This window comes from Bacteroidota bacterium (assembly GCA_017303905.1).
Classification (GTDB): Bacteria; Bacteroidota; Bacteroidia; order B-17B0; family Aurantibacillaceae; genus JAHEYG01.
On sequence record JAFLBH010000001.1, the window covers coordinates 1,005,294 to 1,031,792 of the forward strand.

Consider the following 26,499-nt stretch of genomic DNA (forward strand, 5'->3'; position numbering starts at 1 on the left):
ATGATAACAATTAAAAATTTGCATGCCAATGTTGGCGATAAAGAAATTTTGAAAGGCATTAATCTCGAAGTAAAAGCGGGCGAAGTGCATGCGATTATGGGGCCTAACGGCTCAGGAAAATCAACCTTGTCCGGTGTTTTAGCAGGTAAAGAAGATTACGATGTAACAGACGGAGAAGTTACTTTCAATGGTAAAAACTTGTTGGAAATGTCGCCTGAAGATCGCGCGCGCGAAGGATTATTTTTAGCGTTTCAATATCCGGTGGAAATTCCGGGTGTGAGTAATATTAACTTTTTAAAAACTGCTTTAAATGAAATCCGCACCTATCACGGCAAGGAGGAAATTGCAGCAAAAGATTTTCTTGCATTGGTAAAAGAAAAGCAAAAGCTGGTTGAGCTCGACGCTAAATTAGCGAACCGCAGCGTAAATGAAGGATTCAGTGGTGGCGAGAAAAAGCGAAACGAAATTTTTCAAATGGCTATGTTGGAACCGAAACTGGCTATTTTAGATGAAACCGATAGCGGATTGGATATCGATGCTTTACGTATTGTAGCGAATGGCGTTAATAAGTTAAAATCGAAAGACAATGCAACCATCGTAATTACGCATTATCAACGCTTGCTGGATTATATCGTTCCTGATTTTGTTCATATTCTATATAAAGGAAAAATCGTAAAATCGGGCGGGAAAGAATTAGCATTGGAGTTGGAAGCAAAAGGTTACGATGAAATTAAAAAACAATTTGAAAACGCATAATCCCGGGAGATGAGCATAGTAGATTCAAAAACATCCGTTACTCAAAACATTCTTGATGCTTTAGGTAAATCAGGGAATAAAACCGCGTTTATACCCGATGCTGCTTTGGTATCAGCTATTCGTTTTATCGAAGAAAAAGGTTTCCCGAATGCAAAAGTAGAGGATTATAAGTATTGCAATATTGAAGCCGTATTAAGAAGAGATTTCAAATCGCTTGAGTATGATTTCAATTCTATAAAATCAGTTCACGCATATAAGCTGAACAACACATTTACCATTGTTGTCGTGAATGGCACTTATTCACCGGAATTGTCAGATAAAGCGGAAGGATTTGTGTTAAGTCCGTTCGATCAAACCAACAGCACACAAACACACATTTCAAGTCTGGCTGTTCCTGACGCTGATGCTTTAGTTGCAGTTAATACCGCATTTTCAAATAACGGATTTTATCTTCAGATAAAGGGCGTTGTAAAAAAGCCAATTCATGTTATCAATATTGGTTCAGTAAAGAAGAACGCGTTTGTTAATCCTCGCCAAATGATTGTGTTGGAAAACAACGCGGAAGCTACACTTATTGAGTCATTCGTTTCTTACAATAATTCGGCAAACATTTTTACCAATCATGTATCGGAAGTAACACTAGGTGAAAACGCGAAATTGAATTCGTACCGTTTACAGTATGAAGATTTGCATTCTTTCCAGGTGAACACCACACAAGTAAAGGTAAGCCGTTACGCGAATTATGCTACTAACACCTTTACATTTGGCGGTTCGTTGGTAAGAAATAATCTGAATGTAGTGCTGGCTAGCGATTTGTGTGAAGCGCATTTGAATGGTTTGTTTGTAGCTAAAGGCAATCAGCTGATTGATAATCATACATTGGTAGATCATCAGATGCCAAACTGCCAAAGCAATGAATTATACAAAGGCATTGCCAAGGATAAATCAACCGGCATCTTCAACGGAAAAATTTATGTGCGTAAGGACGCTCAAAAAACAAATGCTTATCAAAGCAGTAAGAATATTTTATTGAGCGATGACGCTACCATTAATACAAAGCCTCAATTGGAAATTTACGCGGATGATGTAAAATGTTCGCATGGAACATCGACAGGCAAAGTAGACGAACAGGCTTTATTTTATTTAAAGGCCAGAGGAATTGGCGAGATGAGCGCGAGAAAATTATTATTGCAGGCATTTGCACAGGAAGTGATAGACAAAATTGAAATTGAAGAATTACAACATAGAGTACTGAACTTATTTGAACAACATTTAAAGTGATTGATGTAAATAAAATACGTGCCGATTTTCCTATACTCAACCGGAAGGTGAATGGAAAACCCTTGGTGTATTTCGATAATGGCGCAACTACGCAAAAGCCTAAGCAGGTTATTGACGCTGTTGTCAATTATTATTCGGAGCATAACGCTAATATTCATCGTGGCGTACATACGTTGAGTAGAGAAGCTACAGAGTTATTTGAAGAAGCGCGTAAAACAGTTTCAAAATTTATAGGAGCAGAAACAGAGGAAATTGTTTTCACCGCCGGAACAACAGACAGTATCAACATAGTTGCTGCGGGATTGGAATTGCCGGTAGGAAGTGAAATTATCATCACTGAAATGGAACATCACTCCAATATTTTGCCATGGCAATTGTGGTGTGAAAAGAATGAAGGAAAATTAAAAGTGATTCCCGTAGAGGTAGACGGCACACTGGATATTGGATTATTAGAATCTTTAATCACGCCGCAAACAAAAGTATTGGCGGTAACACATGTGTCTAATACGCTTGGTGTTATTAATCCTGTTGATGCTTTAATTAAAATTGCAAAACAATACGATTTGATTGTATTGGTTGACGGAGCGCAATCTGTTCCGCACATGAAGATTGATGTAAAAGAATTAGGCGCTGATTTTTATGTGTTCAGCGGACATAAGGTTTACGCGCCAACAGGCACAGGTGTATTGTGGATGAATAAACAGTGGGTCGGTAAATTGAAATTATCTCGCAGCGGCGGCGGTACCATTAAAACAGTAAGTTTTGATAAAACGGATTATGTAGAAGGCGCACTGCGTTATGAACCCGGCACTCCAAATATTGAAGGTGTTTTAGGATTAGCTTCTGCATTGAAGTATGTGAATGAAATTGGAATCGAAAAAATTGCCAAGCATGAACATACTTTATTGAAGTATGCAACGGAACGCCTGAATGAAATTCCGGAAGTGGAGATTTACGCCAATCATTTAGAAAAGGCAGCTGTTATTTCTTTTAACGTAAAGGGTGCGCATCCATTCGATGTAGGCACACTGCTCGATAAATACGGTATAGCCGTTCGAACCGGACATCATTGTACGCAGCCATTAATGGCGCGTTATAAAATTCCCGGAACGGTGCGAGCTTCTTTTGCGATGTACAATACATTAGAAGAGGTAAATATTTTCATTGAAGCTCTTCAGAAGAGTATAAAAATGCTAAGTTAAATGAGTATTCAGGAAATTGAGAAAGAAATAGTTGAAGAGTTCGAATTGTTTGGCGACGATTGGGAAGGAAAGTATGAGCACATTATTGATTTGGGAAAATCATTGCCGAAGATAAAGGAGGAATATAAAACGGATGATAGAATTATTAAAGGTTGTCAGAGTAAAGTATGGTTACATTCAGAGCTCAAGGAAGGTAAAATTGTTTTTACTGCCGACAGTGATGCCATTATTACAAAAGGCATGGTGGCTTTAATGATTCGAGTATTAAGTAATCAAAAACCTGAGGATGTAGTGAGTGCGAATTTGGAATTTATAGATAAAATTGGATTGAAAGAACACTTATCGCCAACACGTGCAAACGGATTGGTGAGCATGATTAAACAAATGAAGTTAGATGCTTTAGCGTTTTTAAATAGTTAAAAGTAGAAGGTTTAATGTTAAAAGTATTATATGGCTGGTGCAAAAAGTTTTGAAGAATTGGAAGTTTGGCAGGTTTCAAGAAAACTTTGTAAGGATATATATGAGATAACTAATCAGCCCGCTTTGTCAAAGGATTTTGCTTTGAGAGATCAAATAAGAAGAAGTGCAGTATCAATACTTTCAAATATCTCTGAGGGCTTTGAAAGAAAGGGGGATAAACAGTTTACATATTTTCTTGGAATAGCAAAGGGCTCCGCAGGTGAACTTAGAAGTCAGTTGTATATTGCTTTAGATTTAAACTATATTAATGAATTGGAGTTTGAAAACTTAAGTGCGTCTGTAACATCTGTAAGTAAAATGATTTATGGATTAATGAACTATATAAAAGAAAGACAGATCTAACTTTTTACCTTTAACCTTTCACATTTGACTTTTAGAATGGCTGCAATAATAATAACAAAAAACACCGAACTCATGCAACGGGTGATTGATGAAATCAAAACCTGTTTCGACCCGGAAATTCCTGTGGATGTATGGGAATTAGGATTGATTTATGAATTGGAATTGAATGACGAGAACGAATTAAAAATCACCATGACTTTAACTTCACCAAATTGTCCGGCGGCAGAGAGCTTACCGGCTGAGGTGGAAAATAAATGCAAGTTGTTGCCGGGTATTAAGTCAACCGAATTGAAATTAACTTTCGAACCAACCTGGACGAAAGAAATGATGAGTGAAGTAGCGCAATTGGAATTGGGTTTTATGTAACATGAGCGAAGAAATTGTAAATAAAGTAGCCAATAGCGGCATCGTAACCATTGATTTGGAAGAGTATTACCAAAGTGGTGAGCGTGTATTGTTTGATGTAAAGCCGCTTTTGTTTCAGGAGTTGATTTTAAAGGAAAAAGATTTCAGAGATTATATTAAGAATAGCGACTGGAGTGTTTATAAAGACAAGTTTGTGGCAATTACTTGCACGAACGATGCCATTGTGCCAACATGGGCGTACATGCTTGTAAGTTTAGCTTTAGAACCATTTGCTAAAAAAATCGTATTCGGAAACCTCGATCAGTTGGAAAATGAATTATATGAATATTCGCTTTCGAAAATAGATTACTCTCAATATAAAGACGCGCGTGTTGTAATTAAAGGATGCAGTAACAAACCTGTACCTGTGAATGTGTATGTGAAATTAACGGCCGCGCTAAAACCATATGCAAAGAGCATCATGTACGGCGAACCTTGCAGTACTGTTCCCTTGTATAAAGCAAAAAAAGATTAGTGAGTAATCGTTAGTGGTTGAGTGATTCTAAAATTATCTCCAGTTAAAGAAATAAAGTACAAACCACTTTCCAAACTTTCAGTTTCCAAACGAATTTCGTTTTCACCCTGAATTAACTTACCAACAAAAAAGCTCTTTATTTTTCTTCCGCTAATATCAATAAGGTCGGCGGTGATTTTACTTTCCTGAATTGCATCCAGGGTTATTACACAATGATTTTGAGCAGGATTAGGTGATAAAGTAACTTTTTTAATCGCGCTTAATTCATTTATTCCACCACAGTTATTCCAATAATTACAGGAGTCTAATTTAGAGAAGCATCCGTTTGAAAGCGCAAGCGCATAAGTACAACTTTGAAATTCCTTCATGTTATTCGTCCATTTACAAGCTAAACCCAAATCATACGGAAAGGGACAACTTGGATATCCTATAAATGCACCAAAGCCAAAATAGTTTTTGTATAAATAGAGCGGATGAATAATACTTCCAACACTTTCAATAAATCTTAATGTATCACTTGAAGATATTGTAGTATGTTTTAATTTAAATTCTTTCCTTATACCTGCTTTAATAGTTGTGTTTTGTATCGATTTAACTTTATAATAACCTTTTGGCAAAGGATTCATAGTTGGAACGAGATTCAAGTAAATGCTATCGCCAACGTTCAATGAAAAATCAAAAATCAAATCTTCAATTAATGATGTTTTGTCGAGATAATAAACCTTTTTGGCAACCGTATCTTCGCGTAAATAGCCAATGTGGGTGTTAACGGTGGATGTATTGGCACCATAGTAATATTTTTTATAGTTTTTTGCCGCTATGATTGTATCATTAACGGCAACGTATCGTCCATAATTGACATTTGGCGCTAATGGACTACTTGTTTTTTCAGCCTGACTAACACCGTACATGGCAAAGAAAATGTCCCATTGAGTTTTATTACTTCCAATAGTTTTGTAATAAGTTTGAGCTTTACTGAAAAATGAAAGTAAGATAAGTGAGAGTAAAAGTTTTTTCATCCGTTAAATATTAGGTATATCTAATTTAACGAATATTTGTGTTATTCCAATCACTGGATGAAAAATGTTTGTGGAAGGCAAACATGCCGTAAGTGGTAAATCCGCTAAAAAAGATTAATAAATGAAAGTAAGTGGCTACTCTGTAGCCACACCAATAAGGTGCGGTTCGGTCGAGGGTAATTAATTGTACAGGCAGCGAAACATCGACTATCAGCGTAAAAAGAGCAACGCTTAAAAAAAGTGTTTCAATACTTCGAAAAGGAAAGCTAAAAAGCGCTCTGTACCACTTAAAATCTTGCCCCCAAGCATGAATTAAATAATAATTTCCATTTAACGTCTCGGCAAACAATAAACAAGGCAGATTGTTATCTCCGCGGATAAATGCACTTACAGGCGCCAAAATTTTAAAGCGCTTTAAATCTTTTCGGTGTTCCGCATTAAAATCTTTGATTTTTAAAACAGCTTCATAAGGTATTTCGTTTTTGTAATGCTGACTATCTAAAAAACGCAAGCGATAATTAACACATGTTTTTTTAATTTCCTGCAAGGTGTAGATTAAAGAATAATCTACTTCTGTCTCATCAACTAGTTCAAAAGCTTGGTTGTAAAATTTTAAATGATTTAATATTTTATTTTCTTTAAGTAGGTCGGCACCTAAAATGTTTTTTACTTCATTTAGTAAAATATCTTCGTGCTTACGATTTTTAGTTCTGATTTTTTCTAACTGAGAGGATATGTTTAAGGAATTAAACATTAGTAGGGTATAATTGCAATGCCAATAGAAAATGGATGAACGCCACGCGGACCATTGTCAGTGAATACTTCACTCAGGTAATAACATCCGGTTAAACAAATTTGTTCAATTCCTATTCTGAAATTAACACCATATCTCAAACGATTAATATTAGGCAGATTGTAACGTCTAACTCTACCGTCTGCATCGTCAGTTTTCTTAAAATCCGAAATAACATATCCTATTTTTCCGCCTAACATAACTTTAAACATGGTGGCTGATTTTGTTCTGAATCGTAATTCAACCGGAATTTCAAAACTTCTTTCGTTATAACGGTTGGCGATGTAAGGCGTTGTGCGAGGTTGTAAAACAGTTGTTGCATTTTGATTATTGCTATCAAGCTTTAAAATAAAATCCGCGTTTGAACTAAAGTTGTGTACATAAATTCCTAAACCAAACCCTAAGCTGAAATTTGAAGTACCGAAAGGTTTATCAAACATAGAGGCGAAGTTAAATCCAACGCACTTCCAATCAGATTTAATATTCTTGGGTGCTCCTAGCCAATTTGTATAGTTAACTTCTAAAATTAATCGGTCGCGTGGATCCCCTTTGTAGTTTTTTAAATCAAATTCCGATTCTCCTTTGTAGTCTGTTTTTTGCTGAGCTACAGAATAAGAAACTGTGGCGAGAAACAGAAGAAATATAACAATTCGTGGGTGAAACATGCGGATGACAAAGGTAAGCCTAATAATTAATTACTAAAACATTTTGTAGTCCCGAATTAAATGAGGAAATTTAGTGTTACAACATATATTTATGAAAAAACGTATTTTAACCTTATTATCTATTTCAGTTGTTATGCTCTCGGGCACTGCATTTATTGTTAAAAAAAGTAGTGGTGGTATCGTAGGTCGTACCGGTTCTCCGGGGGAGACAGGCTGTAATGCTTGCCATGGTGGCGGCGGCGGTACTACAACAGTTAGTATCACTGCTAATCCGGCATTTGTAGCAAACAAATATATTCCCGGCCAAACTTATACCGTAAGTATAGTTGTGAGCAATGCTTCTTTTTCAAATTTTGGTTTTGGTTGTGAGATTTTAACAGCATCGAATACGAATGCTGGTAATATGACAACAGCGTTGCCGGGTGTGGCATTTGCTAATTCAGGTGCACGTAAAAATGCAATTCATTCCGGAATTAAAACCGGCTCAGGTAGTGCAACTTTTCAGTTTGTTTGGGTAGCTCCAACAAGCGGATCGGCTACTGTTTATGCTGCAGGTAATGCTGTAAACGGAACCGGAGGAACTGCAGGTGATACACCGGGTTTAGGGAGTTTAGTTCTTAGTCCTGATTTGAGTTCAGGAATTACTGAAGCACAATCTAGTTCTTTTTCAGGTGTTACTGTTTTCCCGAATCCAATTGCCGATGAATTTAAAGTAAACTATAATTTATTGGAGCAGGGTGAAGTAAAAGCTGCCATTTATGATTTGCAAGGAAAATTGGTAGCTGAACTATTTACAGAAAACCAATCAACAGGTTTTCACTCGCAACAATTAGATTTACCGGAGAATTGTACCGGTGGAGTTTACTTCCTAAAGTTGGCACAACAAGGTAAAAAGGAACTTCAAAGAATCATAATTGTTCAATAGTCCCGTTTTTAGCCTTATTTGTCTAAGTTGCGCTAAAAAAAGGGTCTAAAATAACACGGTACATTAAACTATTTTATAGATTTGTTCTCAATATAGTTTATGCCATATCTCTCACAACGCGTAAAAGACATTGCTGAATCGCAAACCATTGCGATGGCAAGAAAAAGCCGCGAGCTCAAAGCTCAAGGCATTGATATTATTAGCTTAAGTTTAGGCGAGCCCGATTTTGCAACACCTCAAATCATTAAGGATGCTGCGAAAAAAGCTATCGATGATAACTTTAGTTATTATACCCATGTTTCGGGTTATGTCGAGTTACGACAAGCTATTTGCGAAAAGTTTAAGCGCGATAACAAAGTAGAATATACCCCCGATGAAATTGTAGTTTCAACCGGAGCCAAACAAAGTATTGCTAATGCAGTTTTGTGTTTGGTGAATGAAGGTGATGAGGTGATTGTGCCTTCTCCGTTTTGGGTAAGTTATTTAGAGATTTTAAAATTGGCAGGAGCAAAGCCTGTTATTATCAATACCACTATCGAGTCGGATTTTAAAGTAACACCTGCTCAATTAGAAAAGCACATTACACCAAAGACACGATTAATTATTTTCAGCACACCTTGTAATCCAACAGGCTCCGTATATTCTAAAGATGAATTAAAAGGAATTGCGGATGTGGTTGTGAAGCACGAAGATTTATATGTTATCAGCGACGAAATTTATGAGCACATTAATTTTGTTGGTGGTCACGAATGCTTAGCACAGTTTGCGCATGTTAAAGATCGTGTTGTTGTTATCAATGGCGTTTCCAAAGGTTTTGCAATGACCGGATGGAGAGGCGGAATTATGGCGGCTCCAAAATGGTTGGCACAAGCGTGTGATAAAATGCAAGGACAATTTACTTCAGCTACTTGTAGTATAACGCAAAAGGCCATGCACAAAGCCATGGAGTTAGATTTTGATACGTATATCAAGCCAATGCGTGACGCGTTTCAAAAACGTCGTGATTTGGTATTGCAGTTGATGAAAGAAATTCCGGGATTAAAAACCAATTTACCTCAAGGCGCATTCTATGTTTTTCCAGAAGTGAGTTATTATTTTGGAAAATCTTATAACGGAAAAACAATTCAAAATGCAACGGATTTATCCATGTTTTTATTGGAAGAAGCATTCGTAGCTTTAGTTCCGGGTGCCGCATTTGGTGATGATAATTATATTCGTTTTTCTTACGCAACATCTGAAGAGAATTTAAGAAAAGCATTAACCCGCATGAAAGAGGCATTAGCCAAATTGAAATAAAATGAGAAAGTTTTCAATTAAGAAAGATCACATCCGCGAAATTTTTAAATCATTCAATAATCTTAACGTACTGATTATTGGTGACGTGATGGTGGATAGTTATATGTGGGGAAAAGTAAATCGTATTTCTCCGGAAGCGCCTGTACCTATCGTAGCTGTAAATAAGAAAGAACGTCGCTTAGGTGGTGCAGCGAATGTGGCTTTGAACATTCAGGCCTTGGGTGCGAATCCTATTTTATGTTCTGTAATTGGTGTGGATTATGAAGGTATGGCCTTCTTGGATTTATTGCGCCAACAAAAATTAAGTCAGAAAGGTATTTTAAAATCACGCGACCGAATTACAACGGTAAAAACGCGCGTGATAGGAAATAATTCGCAATTGGTTCGTGTTGACGAAGAAACAGAAGACGATATTACCGCAGATGAAACACAAAATCTTTTAACGCTTATCTCTTATATCATTGGTCACGATAAAATCGATGTTATCATTTTTGAAGATTACAATAAGGGATTAATTACACCGAAATTGATTCAGAAGGTTGTTGAATTAGCCAAGAGTAAAGGCATTCCAACATGCGTTGACCCTAAAAAGAAAAACTTTAACGCGTATAAAGGTGTTACATTGTTTAAACCAAATTTAAAAGAATTGCGTGAAGGATTGAAGTTAGATGTGGATGGAGATAATATCAATGAGCTTCAACGCGCCGTAAGTAGTTTCCGTGTAAAGCAAAAATTGGAAACAGCATTAGTGACATTAGCGGATAAAGGCGTTATTACAAACTCAAGAAGTGTAAAGGAACATGTGGAAGCCCACGTGCGTAATATCGCGGATGTTTCAGGCGCAGGCGATACGGTTATTAGTGTGGCATCGTTATGTCGTGCATTAGAGTGTAATCCGATTTTTACAGCAGCGTTAGCTAATTTGGCAGGAGGATTGGTATGTCAGGAAGTTGGCGTTGTTCCAATCAATAAAGAAACTTTGTTACGTGAGGCTTTGGATTTAGATTTCGTGAAGTAAGAACACTGAGATAGAGAGAAGTATGAGTTACACGGAGGAGGATTATAATAAGTTAACAGAGTTGATTATCTCATGTGCAATTGACGTTCATAAGGAATTAGGACCAGGGCTTTTAGAATCAGTATACGAAGTTTGTTTGGTATCAGTTATGCGAGAGAGAGGGTTAAAGGTAAAAAGTCAGGTATCCTTACCTATTTATTTTAGAGGTGAAGAATTGAATAAGAATTTTATCATTGACGTTTTAGTAAATGATTTGATTATTCTGGAGTTAAAATCAATTGAAGCCATTCTTCCAATTCATGAAGCTCAACTTGTAACGTATCTTAAACTTGCAGACAAGAAACTGGGCTTGCTTATAAATTTCAATGTGCCATTGTTGAAAGACGGAGTTAGGCGCAGGATCAATGGTTATCTAAATGAGAGAAACTCAGTGCTCTCGTGAGCTCTGTAACTCTGTGTTGAAATAAAATGAATAAAGTTACCCCATATAATACAGGCGCGGCCAAGAAGGAAGAAGTTGAGCAAATGTTTGATAACATTGCTTTTCGTTATGATTTTCTTAATTCGCTTCTTTCATTAGGTATCCATAAAGGTTGGAGAAAAAAATGCGTCAAGAAATTAGAACCAATTCAGCCGAAAGCAATTTTAGATGTGGCTACAGGCACCGGTGATTTTGCCATTGCCTGTGCAAAGCTAAATCCAACAAAAATTACAGGCGTCGATATTTCAGAAGGCATGATGAAATTCGGACGCGAGAAATTAAAGAAATTAAATCTGGATAAATTAATTACGCTTGAGAAAGGTGATGCCGAAACGCTCGCGTTCGAGGATAATTCTTATGATGCAATTGTAGTGGGATTTGGTGTACGTAATTTCGAAAATTTGGAGAAAGGCATAATTAATTTACAACGCATTTTAAAACCAGGCGGAAAAATTATCATTCTTGAATTTTCTTATCCTCGTCGTTTTCCGGTAAAGCAATTTTATAATTTTTATTTTTCATACGTAACGCCTTTTATCGGTAAAGTGTTTTCGAAGGATAGTCGCGCTTACTCATATTTACCGGAGAGTGTAAAAGCTTTTCCGGATAATGAAAATTTTACGGCCATACTAACTAAATGCGGATTTAAAAACGCTAATTTCGAATCAGTTTCGTTAGGCATTGCGGCAATTTACGAAGCCGGAAAATAAATTTTAGGGATAGGAATTTAATCTTTACATAAATCAATTTCTTTAAAATGTTTTGGATTGATTAATCCAAGTTCATGTGTATCTATTCTTTTGTCGATAAACAAATCATAGAAATTTCTTACTAGATCTTTGATTCGCTTAGGTATCAGTTTCCGATAAAGATGTTTAATGCCTGAATCTTCTTTTCTTTTTTTATCTGTCGCAACTGATTCGTTAATATCCCAGGTTCTCTCATAATCACTTTGCTGAGGTACCGAAAATGATGCACTGTGTTTTAATTTTTGCGCAATTACATAAATAAAAATCGGCAAACCATTGGCTACTTCAATGCGAGATTTCATTTCTTTTGGATCCATGGCCTCAAACCATTTGTCTGCCACCCGAATCAAAACTTTATGCATTTTAAATCCGTTTTGTTCGGAAAATACGCGATAATATAATTCCGGACTAAATTGATAAAAACCATGTCCCATTTGATTATTTCCCGGGGTAAAACCTATAAAGAAACCATCTTGCTTTAAAGAAAGCATGCAAGATTGAATGGCAAGCGGAAAATTAAAAACATGTTCTAGTGTTCCGCCATCAATGACCACAGAAAATTTTTGATGAAGGGTTATTGGTAAAGGTGTATTAAGATCGTGTAGGATACTTGCATTTTCATACTTGGACACATCCATGCTTTGTGGCATTGACGCACCTAGAAATTCGAGAAATCCCTCTGTGTATTCTGAGGAAAAAAGATGAGCAGGAGGGCTTTCCTTCAAATTAAATTTGGAAAGCAAGGAATAAAATTCTTTTTCGTTGAAATAGCGCGTTAGTCTGCCGAGCGTTAAAGTGCTTTCAAAATTAACGTTGAATTTTTTCTTGGCATAAATTAAAAGCTCCGCATCATATTTGTTGATTCCCATATAAATCCTCTTAAGCTAATGTACAAATTATAAATAAAAAAGCCCGCTTGATACTGCGGGCTTTTTCGTAGCACTTATCTTAGTACTTTCTGACTACATTGTGAATTTCAAGCAATGGTTTTAAAAATTCTTCTAAATCATAAACACATAATTGAGAAGCAGCATCACATAAAGCTTTTTCGGGTTCAGGATGTGTTTCTATAAACACACCATCAACGCCACTGGCAACACCGGCACGAGAAAGTACCGGTAAAAACTCACGGGCTCCACCTTTGGCATCAGAACTTGGAATGCCATATTTACGCACGCAGTGTGTAACATCAAATACAACCGGATAGCCTAAATTATTTAAGTGATAAAAACTTCTTGGATCAACAATCAAATCATTGTATCCAAAAGTATAACCGCGCTCCGTTAAAATTACTTTATCATTACCACTCTCAATGCATTTTTGCAAAGGATGCTTCATGTTGTCGGGCGCTAAAAACTGTCCGTGTTTAATGTTAACCACTTTTCCTGTTTTTGCAGCGGCAACCAATAAAGTGGATTGCATACATAAGTAAGCAGGAATTTGTAAAACGTCCACTACTTCAGCGGCAGCGGCAGCTTGGTCGGGATAATGAATATCGGTTAAAACCGGAAATCCAAATTGCTCTTTTACTTTCGCCAGCATGGCCACACCTTTGCTTAGGCCGGGACCATCATAGTATTTTAAACTGCTTCTGTTATCCTTTTGAAACGAAGATTTGTAAATCACCTTTATTTTTAAACGCTCTGATACTTCTTTCAGCATCTCAGCAGTTTTCATCATTATGGATTCTTCTTCAATAACGCATGGACCGGAGATTAAGAATAAATCTTTGGCGCCACACTCAATGTTCCCTACTTTAATTGTTTTTTTCATGTTCTGAATTGTTGGGTAAAATTACAATATATATTCCTTTAAATTAAACTTTCGATAATTTTCCTTGTCAAATCGATTAAATTTATATATTTGATTATAATTAAACCTATGAAGAAAATTCTACTCGCTATTTTTGCATCTGCTTTTGCGATTTGCTTAAATGCACAAACATTTTACAAAGACGTTGCCGGTATTTTTTACGCCCGTTGTACATCTTGTCATCATCCCGGCGGCAATCCATATTCATTTATGAATTATACCGGGGTTAATCAACTCAAATCGGTTATTCAGTATGATTTAAATAATAATATTATGCCACCTTGGAAGGCAGATACGTCTTATACACGTTTTCAGCATGAACGAATTATTACGGCTGCCGAAAAAACACAAATTTTAAATTGGATTACAGGTGGAGCGCTTAAAGGTGATACTACGCAAGCTCCTGCTGCTCCAGTTTATTCGGGCGCATATCAGTTAAAAGGAGCAGCCGATATAGAAGTTAAAATACCGACTTACACAAGTACGGCTACAAGCACTGATATTTATCTTTGCTTTTCTGTTCCTACCGGATTAACACAAGACCGTGTTATTCGCGCTTTTGAAATTGTTCCGGGAAATAAAGCAATTGTACATCATGCTGTTATTATGGCCGATTCAAATGGAACTTACGTGAGTAATATGAGCGGTTCATGTTATAATATTCCTGGAGATTATGCAATTGGTACATTTGCTCCGGGCACGAAAGCTACTGTGTTTCCGAATAGTCCGCAGTTACGTGCAGGAATTAAATTAAAAGCCGGATCCAATGTTATCTTACAAATGCATTATCCAAAAGGTAGCGCAGGTCAAATTGATAGCACAAAAATCAGACTCTACTTTTATCCAACTTCAACCACAGGCATTCGTCCTATTTATGTGACTACGCCATTACAAAATTGGAGTATGTTTATTCCTGCTAATACTACACAAACTTTTACGGCTTACTATCCAACTTCAGGCACATTAACTGATTCATTGTCTTTATTCGGAGTGTTTCCACATGCGCACTTATTAGGTAAGAGTATGTTGTTGTATGCAGTGAAACCGGGTGTTGATACGATTCCCATGATTCATGTTCCTAAGTGGGATTTTGAATGGCAAGATTATTATACCTACAAAAAATTGGTGAAAATTCCGGCAGGCTATCGTTTATTTGCAAAACACGTTTACGATAACACCACCGCAAATCCACACAATCCTGTTCCTGTTAATGTAACAGCGGGTGTAAATACAAATAACGAAATGTTGTTCGACGGTGTTATGTCTTTATTGTATCAGCCCGGCGATGAATTAATAGACCTGGAAGGATTAATGCAACAAGACACTTTATTTTCTGGTATAAAGGAAAATAAAGAGATAACTACAAATCGATTACGAGCCATCGCTTTTCCTAATCCGTTTAGCAATAGTGTTTCGATTCGTTATGCTTTATTTGAAAACGTAAATGTTACCATTGAGTTTAAAGATATACTTGGTCGTAAAATCTCAACAAACAATACCGGAAAGCAAACGGAAGGAATTAAAGAGTTTATCTGGAATGGTAAAAGCGATAGTGGAGATCTGTTGCCACAAGGTGTTTACTTCTACAGTATACGAGCCGGCGAGCAAGTCTTCGATGGAAAAATAATTAAGCAATAATTAAAAAGCCCGAAAATTTTCGGGCTTTTGTTTTTTATTTTCCTGATTTAATTTTCTTAAGCAACTCAGCAGTTTCTTTGTAATCATCGGCTCCCATGTTTTCGGCCTTTGCTTTTTCAATGGCTTTGTTCGCTTGTGTTTCGGCGTTTTTAAGATCACCACTTTTATAGAGCACTGCCGCATAAGTATCGAGATTGGCATAAGAGGCATTAATCTCACAGGCTCGCTGTGCCATTTTAACGGCACTGCCTAATAATTTTTTATCACTCACTTTTTCGTAAAAATTCCAAGCCATACCGTTTAATTCTTGTGAATCGTTATTGTAATGTTTCTGAAAATCGGAAGCAGCGAGTTCGTAATATTTGGTGTTATCAAATCGCTTATAAGCTTCCATGTCTGCTTCAAAAATAATTTTATCGGTGTTTGGCCATTTCATGTTTGCAAATTCCTTTTTTGCATTTTCGTAACCGGCTTTATCAAATTCTTTCGCGCGTGTGTATTTAGAAAAATAACTTTTTCCCAATTGCTCTAATTTCTGAACAACGGCATCTTTTCCAAATGATTTTTCGAATAAATTGAGATTGCTCAGAAAATATTTCATTTCACGCGATTCATGGTTGTAAACAAAATCACGAAGTACAGTCCAGTTATTTTCTTTGGTTAAATCAGCTTCTTTTACACTTGCAATGTATTCTAATGCTCGAGCCGAAGGATCTAAACAACAACTCATAAGTAAATCGATATATTCAGTAACGTTTTGTTCCGTTAAAATGGATTTTTCAAATTCTGATTTTTTATATGAAAAGGTTTTTTCTTTTTCAAATGCTGTTTTACCAAAACTCACAAATGCCTGAGTTGGCATGGAGCCTGCAACACGATGAATAACTTTTCCGTCGCCATCTAATATTAAAAAATTCGGATAACAACGTACATCGTATTTTTCGGCGAATGCAATTCCTTCACCTTTTTCAGCATCAATTTTAAGATTCACAAAATTCGCATTGTAATAATCGGCAGCTGTGTCGTTCGTAAAAATGTTTTTCGACATCCATTTACACGGTCCACACCAGGTGGTGTAAGCATCTACTAAAATGAATTTATTTTCTTTTTTAGCTTTTTCAAAAACAGAAGCCAGGTTGCCTGTTTCAAAATTGATGTGACGGTTTTGTGAAAATGCCAATACCGGCAATGCGCTGAATATTAATAATGATTTTTTCATAACGTAAAGTATAAAAGTAAGCAATTAATATGTGGTAGATATTTTATTTGCCAATTTTAACACGATTAAATTCTTCTTGATTAACTGTTCTGTTTTTATAATCGTTGTTTTTAAGTTTACCGAATTTGTAATTTAAAGCCAATAAGAAGTAGTTTGTGCTGGTTCGCGATTCGTAATTGAGGTTGTAGAGGGGAATGTTACTGCCACCGCTCATGATATAGGATTTTAGAATATCACTGGCTGTAATCCGGCAGGTAAGTTTATCCTTGAAAAAGTTTTTTTTGAGTGTGGCAGATAACATGGAAAAAGAATTGGAGGTGAAAATCCCATCCACTGCCGGTGAAGTATACTCATAAGTAATTTCAAAGCTAAAGTACTTTTTAGCTCTAAATTCATTGTATAAGTAAATGCTGTATGTGGATTTATTGTTTTTTATTATTTCGTTGTTAAGTTGATAAGTGAAATTATTAATAAAGTACCCAAAATAGTTTGCCGTCGTCCACCATTTCAATTCATACGGAATAGTAATTCCGAAAGAGTAGGTTTCACTATTATTAAGATTTTTTGTCGTCGCAGTAAAAGCATCGGTAGAGTCGTTGAGTTTATCAACGACCAATCTCATAGCACCTTGCGTATTATTATAGCCTATAGTAAGGTTAGCTTCCTTCATATAAATTAAGGATGCTTCAATGGAGTTGGTGTATTCCGGCAGTAAATACGGATTACCTCTGAAAGAAGTAACAGAATCTATATAATTAATGAACGGATCTAAGTCCTGAAAGGTTGGACGATTTATTCGACTCGAAAGTGTAATGGAGGTGGTTAAATCTTTCGTGAAATCATAACCAATAAATGCACTTGGAAAATAATTAATGTATTCGCGATTAATTATTTTTTGATTTAGTATTTTGGAAAAACCATTCGACTTTGTGTATTCTGCCCGAATGCCTACTCGGGAGTTAAACTTATTTTTTTTATAGCGCAATTCTGAATAGGCCGCTAAAATATTTTCGCTAAACGAAAATCCGTTTTTATAATTAGGATCTGAAATCCAATGTTCCTGAGAGTAATTTTGAAAGGTTATATCACTTGATTTATCAATGTAAGTTTCTTTTATGCCACTTTCCAGTTTCCACTTTCGGTTAAATACTTTTGTAAAATCTAGTTGTGCGCCAAATATGTTAATGGAGTTTGTGTTTAAGTTTCTTTTAGCAGAGGTAACAATTGAATCATATAAAGTAGTTTCCTGATGAATATTGGAAGTTGTTTTTAAATTGAAGTTTCCATATTGGGCAGCTATGAATAACTCAGACCCAAGCGTGTCTAGTTTCCTGATGTAATTTCCATTACACGAATTATTAACGACTATAGGTCGACTATGTGTTGAGGTGTTTAAACTATACTGAGCTATTGAATTGCTCAGAATTGAATTCGTGTTTTGCGAATAGTTGTTTTTAGAATCGTAATAACCATTGTATTGAAATCCTATTGTGGTTAGCGAGTCAGGTCGGAAATTTAGGCCCGCTCTATAATAGTAAACGTCGGTATATTTTTGTGTATCATAAATTGAATTAATCATACTTGTGTTTAAAGTATCATTCGATTTATAATAACGTTTATAAATGTCAGAACTCCATTGTTCGCCTTTGCTCGTGCCTAAACTCAGGTTGGTTGTCCATTTTCTCTTAGTATAATTTAACCTTAATCCGGTGTAAGAAAAGATGGATTTAATGTAAAGCGTATTCTGAATTAAATTTCCGTTATACCCTTGCAGGTTGTTTTTAACAGTAATGATATTGATGACCGCTCTGCCGCCCGCATCATATTTTGCCGAAGGGTTGTTAATGATTTCAATGGTTTTAATATCTGTTGAAGGCAGAGCTTTTAAAATGTCAACGGTGGACACAATCATTCCATCTAAATAGATTATGGCAGTGCCTTTACCAAAAACCGACACATTATCAGAGGTACTTACGTTTACACCAGGAGAGCGTTTGAGTACGTCTAATGCATTACCGGCATTATTAAGTGCGGTGTTTTCAACATTTACTTTTACTTTTTCTCCATCAGCTTCAAACATTGGCGTTTTGGCAGTGACAGTTATTTCACTTAATGATTTACCTTGTAAGAGAGTGATAGGTTCAGTATGAATAAGACTGTCTGTGTTAGACCGAATAATAATCCGAAAAAAATCAGAATAACCTACTGAAGTAACTTTAAGCAGAATGCTATCATTGTTAAGTGGCCCAAGATTAAATGTACCATCTTGAAAAGGGCCGCCTTTAATCAATGCCGAATCCTTTATGCTTAGTGCAATCACATTGCCGAATTCAACGTTTTGGTTTTGTTCGGATTTAACAAGTCCAGAAATACGATAACTGTTACTTTGTGCTTGCAATAGGTTTATAGAAGTTGTGAGAAACAGAATCCATATTTGTTTAAGTGCTTTCATCTAAATAAAACCAGATATAACTTAAAAGGCTTAATTGGTTACAATGTAATAAGAAAAAGTACCGGATTATTTCCCTGATATTACTTAAAGGTCAAAAAATAAAAAACCCCGCATCATGCGGGGTTTTGTGGTACCTCCAGGAATCGAATGGCGAGGCAAAGCTCGCCATCGCGAGTGTAACCTCGCGACCAGAAAGACTAAAGGATTTAAAGAAAATAAAAAGACCTTCCAAAAAGGAAGGTCTAATTTTGAAGTGGTACCTCCAGGAATCGAACCAGGGACACAAGGATTTTCAGTCCTTTGCTCTACCGACTGAGCTAAGGTACCATACCATGCTCTAAGGCAATTTTGAGGATGCAAAAATACGATAATTCTTTGTTCGGCAAAAAAAATATTAAATAGCCCTGTGCCCCAAGTTTTTAGTTAATTTCGTACTCTCATGAATTTGGTCATTGATATCGGTAATACGAGGGTTAAAGCAGCCTATTTCAGTAAGCGTGAAATGCTCGATTACCGGGTTTTTGCTAAGCTAAGCGACTTAATTCAATCGGTCGATTTTTTAAAGGCAGCCGATAAAGTGATGGTAGGCACAGTGGTAAACATCAATGATGAATTAAAAACAGCCTTAAATCATGCGGAAAGGTTTATGTTTTTTACGAATGAGGCTCAAATTCCCCTTAAGAATTTGTACAAAACCGCCGGCACTTTGGGCTCCGATCGTCTCGCTGCCGCTATTGGTGCATATAGTTTGTACCCCAATAAAAACGTTTTGAATATAGATACCGGAACCTGCCTTAAGTTCAATTTTGTGAGTCAAAATATGGAATATTTGGGTGGGGCAATATCTCCGGGATTGCAAATGAGATTTAAGGCTTTGCAGCATTTTACCGATAAATTGCCATTGGTAAAAATGAAGCCTGACTTTAATACGTTGATTGGAAATAGCACGGAAAACTCTATTCTTTCAGGTGTCATAAACGGAATTTTAAAGGAGACCGACGGGATAATTGAGGAGTATAAATTGTTATATCCCGATTTAACAATTGTTGTATCTGGAGGCGATACCGAATTCTTTGCAAAACGCTTAAAAAATCGCATCTTTGCCCACCCTCATGCGGTTTTAACCGGCTTAAATGAGGTATTGATTTATAATTCTTGAAAAGGCCAATCTACATACTTTGTTTTCTGATACTTCAGAGCCTTTTATTTATTAATCAGCTTCATGCTCAATTAACGTTTAGTCCTTATTCGCGTTACGGACTTGGTGAATTAAATGGCAATGAGTTTGCTCCCGCAAAAGGTATGGGAGGAATTTTCATCGGTTTAAAACCTGATACTGCAGCTCCTGTATTTATTAATATTGCAAATCCCGCTGCTATTGCCGGAATTCGTTTAACTACACTGGAGTTAGGCGGACATACACAATTCACAGAGTTTAATAACGGAACAGCCGCTATCAAAACCCGCAACATTAATTTTAGTTATGCTGCCATGGGAATTCCATTAAAGCAGAGAGCAGCCTTAAGTTTCGGTATTATGCCGCATTCGAATGTGGGTTATAATTTAAGAAGCACTGTTTTTACTGAAACTATCGGTGATGTTAAGTATGAATATACCGGTGAAGGTGGAATCAATAAAGTATTCATGGGTATTGGAATTAATCCGTTTAGAAAGATGCTTGTCAACTTCTACCGTTCGGCCTACAAAGATTCATTGGTTAAGACTAAACAAACACAAGTATACAAACGTAAAAAATTAAGTAAGGAACTTTTGTCGGAGCTAAGTGTTGGAGCGCGCGCGGATTATTTGTTCGGAAGTATTCTTCATACCTCCAGTGTCATTTATCCTAACGCGAATAATTATTATAATACACGTCGTTACCGTGCGGTTTCGTTTAAAGATGTGACCGGAAGTTTTGGGTTGCAAACTTCTTTTACAATCGATTCGGTTAAAAACCGTGAGCTTAGAAAGAAAGTGAAAGTTGCGTTTGGTTACTTTATGAATTTAGGGAATACCATCAATGTAAAAAATAGCACCTTGGCGTACAACTATTCGTTAAATGATTTTGGAAATGAATTGGCAAAAGACACTTTCATTTTCGTTAATGATAATCCAAATACAATTCGCTTACCTATGGAACAAGGGTTTGGAGTAAGTTTAAGAAAAGGCGATATGATTGCCGTTGCTGCTGAAGCTGCTTATACAAATTGGAGTCAGTTTCGCTATTTAGGAAGCGCGACAGAATTAAAAAATTCATTTCGTGTGGCAGCAGGAATTAATTTCATTCCTAATAAGAATTCCGCCGGTGCTTCAGCTTATCTTAAGCGTATTCAATATCGCATAGGCGGATTTTATAAAACAGGATCACTGGAGTTAAATAATACCGAAATAGTGAATTACGGATTAACCGTTGGGCTTGGTTTACCGGTAGGTGTTTATCGCCAGTTTTCGGTAGTTAATATTAGCGCTCAGCTTGGCGAAATGGGTTCAATTAATAATAATCTTGTACGCGAGCGCTACGCAAAAATAGTACTTGGATTTACCTTTAATGACAAGTGGTTTAATAAATTCCGCTACGATTAATTTTTCTTCATGAAGAAATTTCTCTTCATAGTTTCAACCATAACGGTTAGCATATTGCTGTTTTCGTGCGAAAACGACAGGTCGAAAATAATGGCACTAAGTCTTCCTAAAGTTTCTCCTTCTCAGTCAGGAAAAGAAGTTACTATGATTTATTCCGACTCGGCCGCATTAAAAATTGTATTAAAAGCCGGGAAGCTTCTAACCTATGATCGAAATGTAACAGAGCCCATGACTATTTTACCCGAAGGTGTTTGGGTCACTTTTTATAATAAGGATGAAAAACCTGAAACAACGCTTAAATCCAATTATGGCGTTCATTATCCGGCGCGCAAACGTATGGAGGTAAAATACAATGTGGAAGTGGTAAATAAAGACGGCGAAAAATTAAACACCGAACATTTAGTGTGGGATGAGGCAAATAAAAAAATTCACTCCGACGCATTCGTAAAAATTACCACAGCTAAGGAAATTATCATGGGTAAAGGTCTTGAAAGCAATCAGGATTTTACCAATTATCAAATAAAGGAAGTAACAGGAACGATTCAACTTAACAACGACGATTTATAATGGATAACAGAAAAATTTTTAGGGCTTTGGAATATTTGTGGTTATTTACGGCAGCTATTGCTGTAGTGGCAACCATTTATTTTTTAATCATGAAGGACACCGACAGCGCCCTTTATTTTTTCTTTGTGTTTTTAATTGGCGCGGCCATGTTTTTGGTAAGACGCTATCAGCGTAAGAAGCAAGAGGAACGCCAATCGGCATTTGAAGCAAGCCGTAAAAAGTAATTTTACATCAAAAATTCGCCTTTGGTCATACTTATCATTGGCGAATTGGTATATCACTTATCTTTGTTTTAATGCTGGTATTATCTCTTATAAAGGAAAGTGTTCTGTTTGCATTGCAATCGCTTTACAATAATAAGCTCCGCACCTTCTTGAGTTTATTAGGGATTACCATTGGTATTTTTGCCATTATTATTGTCTTTACCATCGTAGATAGTTTGGAAAGCAACATTCGCGGAAGCATTGAAAGCCTCGGCGATAATGTGGTGTTTGTTCAGAAATGGCCATGGAGCTTCGGACCGGATTATCCTTGGTGGAAATACATGAACCGTCCGCTGCCTCAGTATAACGAATTGTTTGATATCGAGAAAAAGACGAAGACTGCTGATGCAGTGGCTTATACCATTCATGGTAGAAGAACCGTTAAGTATAAGAGTAACATTGTGGAGAATGCGGTTTTGGCGGGATGTTCATACGAATTCTACAAAATAAAATCCTTTGATATTGCTAACGGGAGATATTTTACCGAGAATGAAGTAAATGCCGGCTACAATGTAGCGGTAATCGGCGGAAAAATTGCTGAAGGTTTGTTTCCGAATAATCAGGATCCAATCGGAAAGGATATCAAAATTGCGGGAAGAAAAGCAATTGTTGTCGGAGTTTTCAAAACTGAAGGAGAAAGTATGCTTGGAAACAGCATGGATAACCAGGTAGTGATTCCTTTTCATTTTGCTAAATATATTTTGGATGTAAACTCAGAAAATGCCGATCCGTACATTGCGGTTAAAGCAAAGCCGGGTGTTACTAATGCCGAAATGATGGATGAGCTCACCGGAATTATGCGTGGCGTGCGTCGTTTAAAACCAATGGCCGATGATGATTTTGCACTCAATGAAACTAATTTGTTGAGCAAAAATTTTGATGTGCTGTTTGATATCATTGGTATTGCGGGTTGGATTATTGGAGGATTCTCGATTTTAGTAGGCGGATTCGGTATTGCCAATATCATGTTTGTATCGGTGAAAGAAAGAACAAGTTTAATTGGCATTCAAAAGTCGCTTGGTGCCAAGAATTATTTTATTCTATTACAGTTTTTATCTGAATCCGTTTTTCTTTCCTTGCTGGGAGGATTGTTAGGACTCTTACTCACTTATCTCATTACACTGGCAGCTCAAGGCAACATGGATATGGAAATCACCTTGAGTTACTCAAATATTATATTAGGTATAACCATTTCGGTTTTAATTGGCATTATTAGCGGATTTGTGCCTGCATACAGCGCATCACAATTAGATCCGGTAGAAGCCATAAGAAGTAATTAAATGAGAGCGATAACGAGGCCTAAAATAATATCTGCCATTTGCATCATTGGTTTTATTACAGTGGTGTTTAATTTCCCTTCGGTTTTCTCTCCATCCATTAAAAAAATAGGCATGTTTGTTCCTGCTTTATATGGATTTATAGTGGCGGGTAACTTTATGGCCTTTATAGGATTGTGGCACATGAAACAATGGGGTGTGCAGCTTTATCTCAGCATATTCTTCATCAAAACATTGTTTTTAGTGGTAATTGGCGATCTGGGTCCGGGTACCATTGTAGGCATTATTTCCGCCATTATTTTCTCAGCGATCCTTTTGCGCCATTATCCCAAAATGGACGTAAATCTGTAGTTCCTAAAAAAATCCATCTGCTTTTTAGCTTTATTTGTCCAAAAACGTACCAAATCAATCAAAAAGTTTTGCGAAATAGAAATTATTTTGTATAACTTTATAGGAGATAAGGTATTTATTCACTCAACAAGAACATAGATTTAATCAATAGAAAGCATGATTGCCGAAGTAGAAACAGAAGAATTGCAACAAACGCTCAAGAGCTTTTTTGGCTTTGAAGGCTTTAAAGGAAATCAGGAGAAAATTATCAAAAGCGTACTTTCAGGAAAGGATACTTTTGTTATTATGCCTACAGGAGGCGGTAAATCATTATGCTATCAATTGCCGGCTTTAATGAGTGAGGGTACGGCTATTGTAGTTTCCCCGTTAATTGCCTTAATGAAAAACCAGGTGGATGCCATTCGTGGGTTTAGCGACGAATCAGGGATTGCCCACTTTTTAAATTCTTCTTTAAATAAGAGTGAAATTGCGAAAGTAAAGAAGGATGTATTGTCAGGTAAAACCAAATTATTATACGTTGCTCCTGAAACCTTAACTAAAGAAGATAATATCAAGTTCTTCGAAGAGTTTAAAATTTCATTTTTTGCTATTGATGAAGCGCATTGTATTTCCGAGTGGGGACATGATTTCCGTCCGGAATACCGTCGTTTACGTCCAATCATTGATAAGGTTGGAAACGTACCGGTAATGGCTTTAACAGCCACAGCAACGCCAAAAGTACAACAGGATATTCAAAAGAACCTTGGGATGCTTAAAGCAAATTTGTTTAAGTCATCCTTCAACCGTTCTAATTTATATTACGAGGTTCGCCCTAAACAAAATGTTTTAAAAGAGATTATAAAATACGTAAAGCAAAACTCCGGTAAATCGGGGATTATCTATTGCTTGAGCCGTAAAAAAGTAGAAGAGATTGCGCAAGCTTTAAAAGTAAACGGCGTTAAAGCCGAACCATATCATGCAGGATTAGATGCAAAGGAGCGTGCAAAGACACAAGATTTGTTCTTGATGGAGCAAATTGATGTGATTGTTGCAACAATTGCTTTCGGAATGGGAATTGATAAGCCGGATGTACGTTATGTTATCCATCATGATATTCCAAAATCATTAGAAGGTTATTATCAGGAAACCGGTCGCGCGGGTCGTGATGGTGGTGAAGGTAATTGCGTGACATTCTATAGCTACGATGATATCATGAAGTTGGAGAAGTTCATGAAGGATAAACCGGTTGCCGAACAGGAAATCGGAAAACAAATGCTTAGCGAAACGGCTGCTTTTGCCGAAACGTCTTCTTGCCGACGCAAATTCATTTTACATTATTTCGGCGAAGAGTTCAACGAAAGTAAATGTAACGAGATGTGCGATAACTGTCGCCATCCAAAACAAAAGTTTGAAGCGAAGGATGATTTGGAATTAGCTATTGAAGCTGTTCTTGAAATTAAAGAAAAACACAAGATTAAAGATGTTATTAACGTATTGATGGGTACACTTACCGCAACATCAAAATCATACAAGCACAACAATTTGGAAGTGTGGGGCAAGGGTGCTGAAGATGATAAGGATGATAAATACTGGAATGCTGTACTTCGTCAGGCTATCGTAAATAATTATCTCGTTAAGGATATTGAGAACTACGGCCTATTAAAAGTAACTGATAAAGGAAAAGAATTTTTAAAGAAGCCGCACAGTATCAAATTCACACGCGATCACGATTATGCCAATACCGATAAAACCGATGATGATGATATCATGGTTGGCGGAAAAGCAGGTGGTGGTGCAGCTGATGAAACATTGTTTGCGATGCTGAAGGATATGGTAAAGAAAATTGCCAAGCAAAAGGCTTTACCTCCTTATGTTATTTTCCAGGAAACATCACTCGAGGAAATGGCTATTCAGTATCCAATCACCATGGATGAGCTTACCAAAATATCTGGTGTTGGTGCAGGTAAGGCCGCTAAATACGGTAAGCCTTTCATCGACATGATTAAAAAATATGTGGAGGAAAACGAGATTGAGCGCCCGGTGGATATGGTGATTAAGTCGGTGGTAAATAAATCGGGATTAAAAGTGTATATCATTCAAAATGTCGACCGTAAAATCCGTCTGGAGGATATGGCTAAATCCAAAAACATTAAAATGAATGATCTTTTAACGGAAATGGAGACCATTGTTGCTTCCGGCACCAAACTTAATATCAATTATTATCTCCAGGATGTGATGGACGAAGAAAAGCTTGATGAGGTAATGGAGTATTTTAAAGAATCGGAAACTGACAGTGTAGATGCAGCAATGAAGGAGTTAGGGGAGAATGATTACACGGAAGAGGAAATCCGCATGGTACGTATTCAGTTTATTACAGAGTACGCTAATTAGTAGTTTTTGTTTTATTATACACAGCCCTGTCATTGTTCAAAAATGACAGGGCTTTTTCTTTATTTTCGCATACTTTATTG

At 36.7% G+C, this 26,499-nt stretch carries 27 protein-coding genes and 1 tRNA gene; 20 read left to right on the forward strand and 8 right to left on the reverse strand.

Features of this window, described 5'->3' with window-relative positions; translation table 11 throughout:
* The 7 genes from sufC to J0L69_04275 are packed head-to-tail and all read left to right on the forward strand — an operon-like array spanning position 1 to position 4,941.
* The gene (gene sufC / locus J0L69_04245) at positions 1 to 756 is read left to right on the forward strand and encodes a Fe-S cluster assembly ATPase SufC (GenBank protein MBN8692381.1); all 756 of its coding nucleotides are present in this window, start codon (positions 1 to 3) and stop codon (positions 754 to 756) included.
* Between the two features lie 9 nt (positions 757 to 765).
* On the forward strand, positions 766 to 2,037 hold the full coding sequence (gene sufD / locus J0L69_04250; GenBank protein MBN8692382.1) for a Fe-S cluster assembly protein SufD: 1,272 nt from the start codon (positions 766 to 768) through the stop codon (positions 2,035 to 2,037).
* Positions 2,034 to 3,239, forward strand: coding sequence for a SufS family cysteine desulfurase (locus J0L69_04255; protein MBN8692383.1), 1,206 nt, complete (start codon positions 2,034 to 2,036; stop codon positions 3,237 to 3,239). Before sufD ends, J0L69_04255 begins: the two co-directional genes overlap by 4 nt.
* Entirely contained in the window at positions 3,240 to 3,659 is a 420-nt protein-coding gene (locus tag J0L69_04260) for a SufE family protein (protein ID MBN8692384.1), read from the forward strand.
* 30 nt (positions 3,660 to 3,689) lie between these two features.
* Positions 3,690 to 4,061, forward strand: coding sequence for a four helix bundle protein (locus J0L69_04265; protein MBN8692385.1), 372 nt, complete (start codon positions 3,690 to 3,692; stop codon positions 4,059 to 4,061).
* A 36-nt stretch (positions 4,062 to 4,097) separates the two neighbouring features.
* Positions 4,098 to 4,427, forward strand: coding sequence for a DUF59 domain-containing protein (locus tag J0L69_04270; protein MBN8692386.1), 330 nt, complete (start codon positions 4,098 to 4,100; stop codon positions 4,425 to 4,427).
* Between the two features lies 1 nt (position 4,428).
* Positions 4,429 to 4,941: a DUF2480 family protein gene (locus J0L69_04275; GenBank protein ID MBN8692387.1), complete on the forward strand. Its 513-nt coding sequence runs from the start codon at positions 4,429 to 4,431 to the stop codon at positions 4,939 to 4,941.
* Here J0L69_04275 and J0L69_04280 read toward each other — a convergent pair.
* From J0L69_04280 to J0L69_04290, 3 genes are read right to left on the reverse strand one after another with little or no spacing between them, the layout of a single operon-like run.
* Complete coding sequence (locus J0L69_04280; protein ID MBN8692388.1) at positions 4,938 to 5,960, reverse strand: T9SS type A sorting domain-containing protein; 1,023 nt, start codon at positions 5,958 to 5,960, stop codon at positions 4,938 to 4,940. The two genes, J0L69_04275 and J0L69_04280, sit on opposite strands and share 4 nt — an antisense overlap.
* Before the next feature lie 25 nt (positions 5,961 to 5,985).
* A complete protein-coding gene (locus tag J0L69_04285) occupies positions 5,986 to 6,714 on the reverse strand; it encodes a hypothetical protein (GenBank protein MBN8692389.1) in 729 nt (242 codons plus the stop codon).
* Positions 6,714 to 7,418, reverse strand: a complete 705-nt coding sequence (locus J0L69_04290; protein MBN8692390.1) for an outer membrane beta-barrel protein — start codon at positions 7,416 to 7,418, stop codon at positions 6,714 to 6,716. Before J0L69_04290 ends, J0L69_04285 begins: the two co-directional genes overlap by 1 nt.
* A 91-nt stretch (positions 7,419 to 7,509) precedes the next feature.
* Here J0L69_04290 and J0L69_04295 point away from each other — a divergent pair, with 91 nt between their 5' ends.
* From J0L69_04295 to ubiE, 5 genes are all read left to right on the forward strand, one after another.
* The gene (locus tag J0L69_04295) at positions 7,510 to 8,343 is read left to right on the forward strand and encodes a T9SS type A sorting domain-containing protein (protein MBN8692391.1); all 834 of its coding nucleotides are present in this window, start codon (positions 7,510 to 7,512) and stop codon (positions 8,341 to 8,343) included.
* A 99-nt stretch (positions 8,344 to 8,442) separates the two neighbouring features.
* Complete coding sequence (locus J0L69_04300; GenBank protein ID MBN8692392.1) at positions 8,443 to 9,639, forward strand: pyridoxal phosphate-dependent aminotransferase; 1,197 nt, start codon at positions 8,443 to 8,445, stop codon at positions 9,637 to 9,639.
* A gap of 1 nt (position 9,640) precedes the next feature.
* Entirely contained in the window at positions 9,641 to 10,657 is a 1,017-nt protein-coding gene (locus tag J0L69_04305) for a D-glycero-beta-D-manno-heptose-7-phosphate kinase (protein MBN8692393.1), read from the forward strand.
* Between the two features lie 22 nt (positions 10,658 to 10,679).
* Positions 10,680 to 11,099, forward strand: coding sequence for a GxxExxY protein (locus J0L69_04310; protein MBN8692394.1), 420 nt, complete (start codon positions 10,680 to 10,682; stop codon positions 11,097 to 11,099).
* Between the two features lie 26 nt (positions 11,100 to 11,125).
* Entirely contained in the window at positions 11,126 to 11,848 is a 723-nt protein-coding gene (gene ubiE / locus J0L69_04315) for a bifunctional demethylmenaquinone methyltransferase/2-methoxy-6-polyprenyl-1,4-benzoquinol methylase UbiE (protein MBN8692395.1), read from the forward strand.
* A 17-nt stretch (positions 11,849 to 11,865) separates the two neighbouring features.
* Here ubiE and J0L69_04320 read toward each other — a convergent pair whose 3' ends face one another.
* Both J0L69_04320 and kdsA read right to left on the reverse strand, forming a co-directional pair.
* The gene (locus tag J0L69_04320) at positions 11,866 to 12,756 is read right to left on the reverse strand and encodes a hypothetical protein (protein ID MBN8692396.1); all 891 of its coding nucleotides are present in this window, start codon (positions 12,754 to 12,756) and stop codon (positions 11,866 to 11,868) included.
* Positions 12,757 to 12,835: 79 nt separating this feature from the next.
* On the reverse strand, positions 12,836 to 13,660 hold the full coding sequence (gene kdsA / locus J0L69_04325) for a 3-deoxy-8-phosphooctulonate synthase (GenBank protein ID MBN8692397.1): 825 nt from the start codon (positions 13,658 to 13,660) through the stop codon (positions 12,836 to 12,838).
* A gap of 108 nt (positions 13,661 to 13,768) precedes the next feature.
* Between kdsA and J0L69_04330 the strand changes: the two genes are divergently transcribed.
* Positions 13,769 to 15,337, forward strand: coding sequence for a T9SS type A sorting domain-containing protein (locus J0L69_04330; protein MBN8692398.1), 1,569 nt, complete (start codon positions 13,769 to 13,771; stop codon positions 15,335 to 15,337).
* Positions 15,338 to 15,371: 34 nt separating this feature from the next.
* Here the strand turns inward: J0L69_04330 and J0L69_04335 are convergent, their stop codons facing one another.
* From J0L69_04335 to J0L69_04345, 3 genes are all read right to left on the reverse strand, one after another.
* Positions 15,372 to 16,556, reverse strand: a complete 1,185-nt coding sequence (locus J0L69_04335; GenBank protein MBN8692399.1) for a thioredoxin family protein — start codon at positions 16,554 to 16,556, stop codon at positions 15,372 to 15,374.
* Positions 16,557 to 16,599: 43 nt separating this feature from the next.
* Complete coding sequence (locus tag J0L69_04340; GenBank protein MBN8692400.1) at positions 16,600 to 19,008, reverse strand: TonB-dependent receptor; 2,409 nt, start codon at positions 19,006 to 19,008, stop codon at positions 16,600 to 16,602.
* Positions 19,009 to 19,262: 254 nt separating this feature from the next.
* Positions 19,263 to 19,335, reverse strand: a tRNA-Phe gene (locus tag J0L69_04345).
* A 112-nt stretch (positions 19,336 to 19,447) separates the two neighbouring features.
* Between J0L69_04345 and J0L69_04350 the strand changes: the two genes are divergently transcribed.
* The 7 genes from J0L69_04350 to recQ all read left to right on the forward strand — a co-directional run bounded on the left by J0L69_04350 (position 19,448) and on the right by recQ (position 26,419).
* The gene (locus J0L69_04350; protein ID MBN8692401.1) at positions 19,448 to 20,167 is read left to right on the forward strand and encodes a type III pantothenate kinase; all 720 of its coding nucleotides are present in this window, start codon (positions 19,448 to 19,450) and stop codon (positions 20,165 to 20,167) included.
* On the forward strand, positions 20,164 to 21,591 hold the full coding sequence (locus J0L69_04355; GenBank protein MBN8692402.1) for a hypothetical protein: 1,428 nt from the start codon (positions 20,164 to 20,166) through the stop codon (positions 21,589 to 21,591). The genes J0L69_04350 and J0L69_04355 overlap by 4 nt, the downstream gene beginning before the upstream one ends.
* A gap of 9 nt (positions 21,592 to 21,600) precedes the next feature.
* On the forward strand, positions 21,601 to 22,158 hold the full coding sequence (gene lptC, locus J0L69_04360; protein MBN8692403.1) for an LPS export ABC transporter periplasmic protein LptC: 558 nt from the start codon (positions 21,601 to 21,603) through the stop codon (positions 22,156 to 22,158).
* Positions 22,158 to 22,382 (forward strand): hypothetical protein, encoded by a 225-nt coding sequence (locus tag J0L69_04365; GenBank protein ID MBN8692404.1) that lies wholly within the window; start codon positions 22,158 to 22,160, stop codon positions 22,380 to 22,382. The genes lptC and J0L69_04365 overlap by 1 nt, the downstream gene beginning before the upstream one ends.
* A gap of 71 nt (positions 22,383 to 22,453) precedes the next feature.
* Positions 22,454 to 23,701: an ABC transporter permease gene (locus J0L69_04370; protein ID MBN8692405.1), complete on the forward strand. Its 1,248-nt coding sequence runs from the start codon at positions 22,454 to 22,456 to the stop codon at positions 23,699 to 23,701.
* Positions 23,702 to 24,049: a hypothetical protein gene (locus J0L69_04375; GenBank protein MBN8692406.1), complete on the forward strand. Its 348-nt coding sequence runs from the start codon at positions 23,702 to 23,704 to the stop codon at positions 24,047 to 24,049. It abuts the gene before it with no gap.
* Between the two features lie 156 nt (positions 24,050 to 24,205).
* A complete protein-coding gene (gene recQ, locus J0L69_04380) occupies positions 24,206 to 26,419 on the forward strand; it encodes a DNA helicase RecQ (GenBank protein ID MBN8692407.1) in 2,214 nt (737 codons plus the stop codon).
* The last annotated feature ends 80 nt before the right edge of the window (positions 26,420 to 26,499 follow it).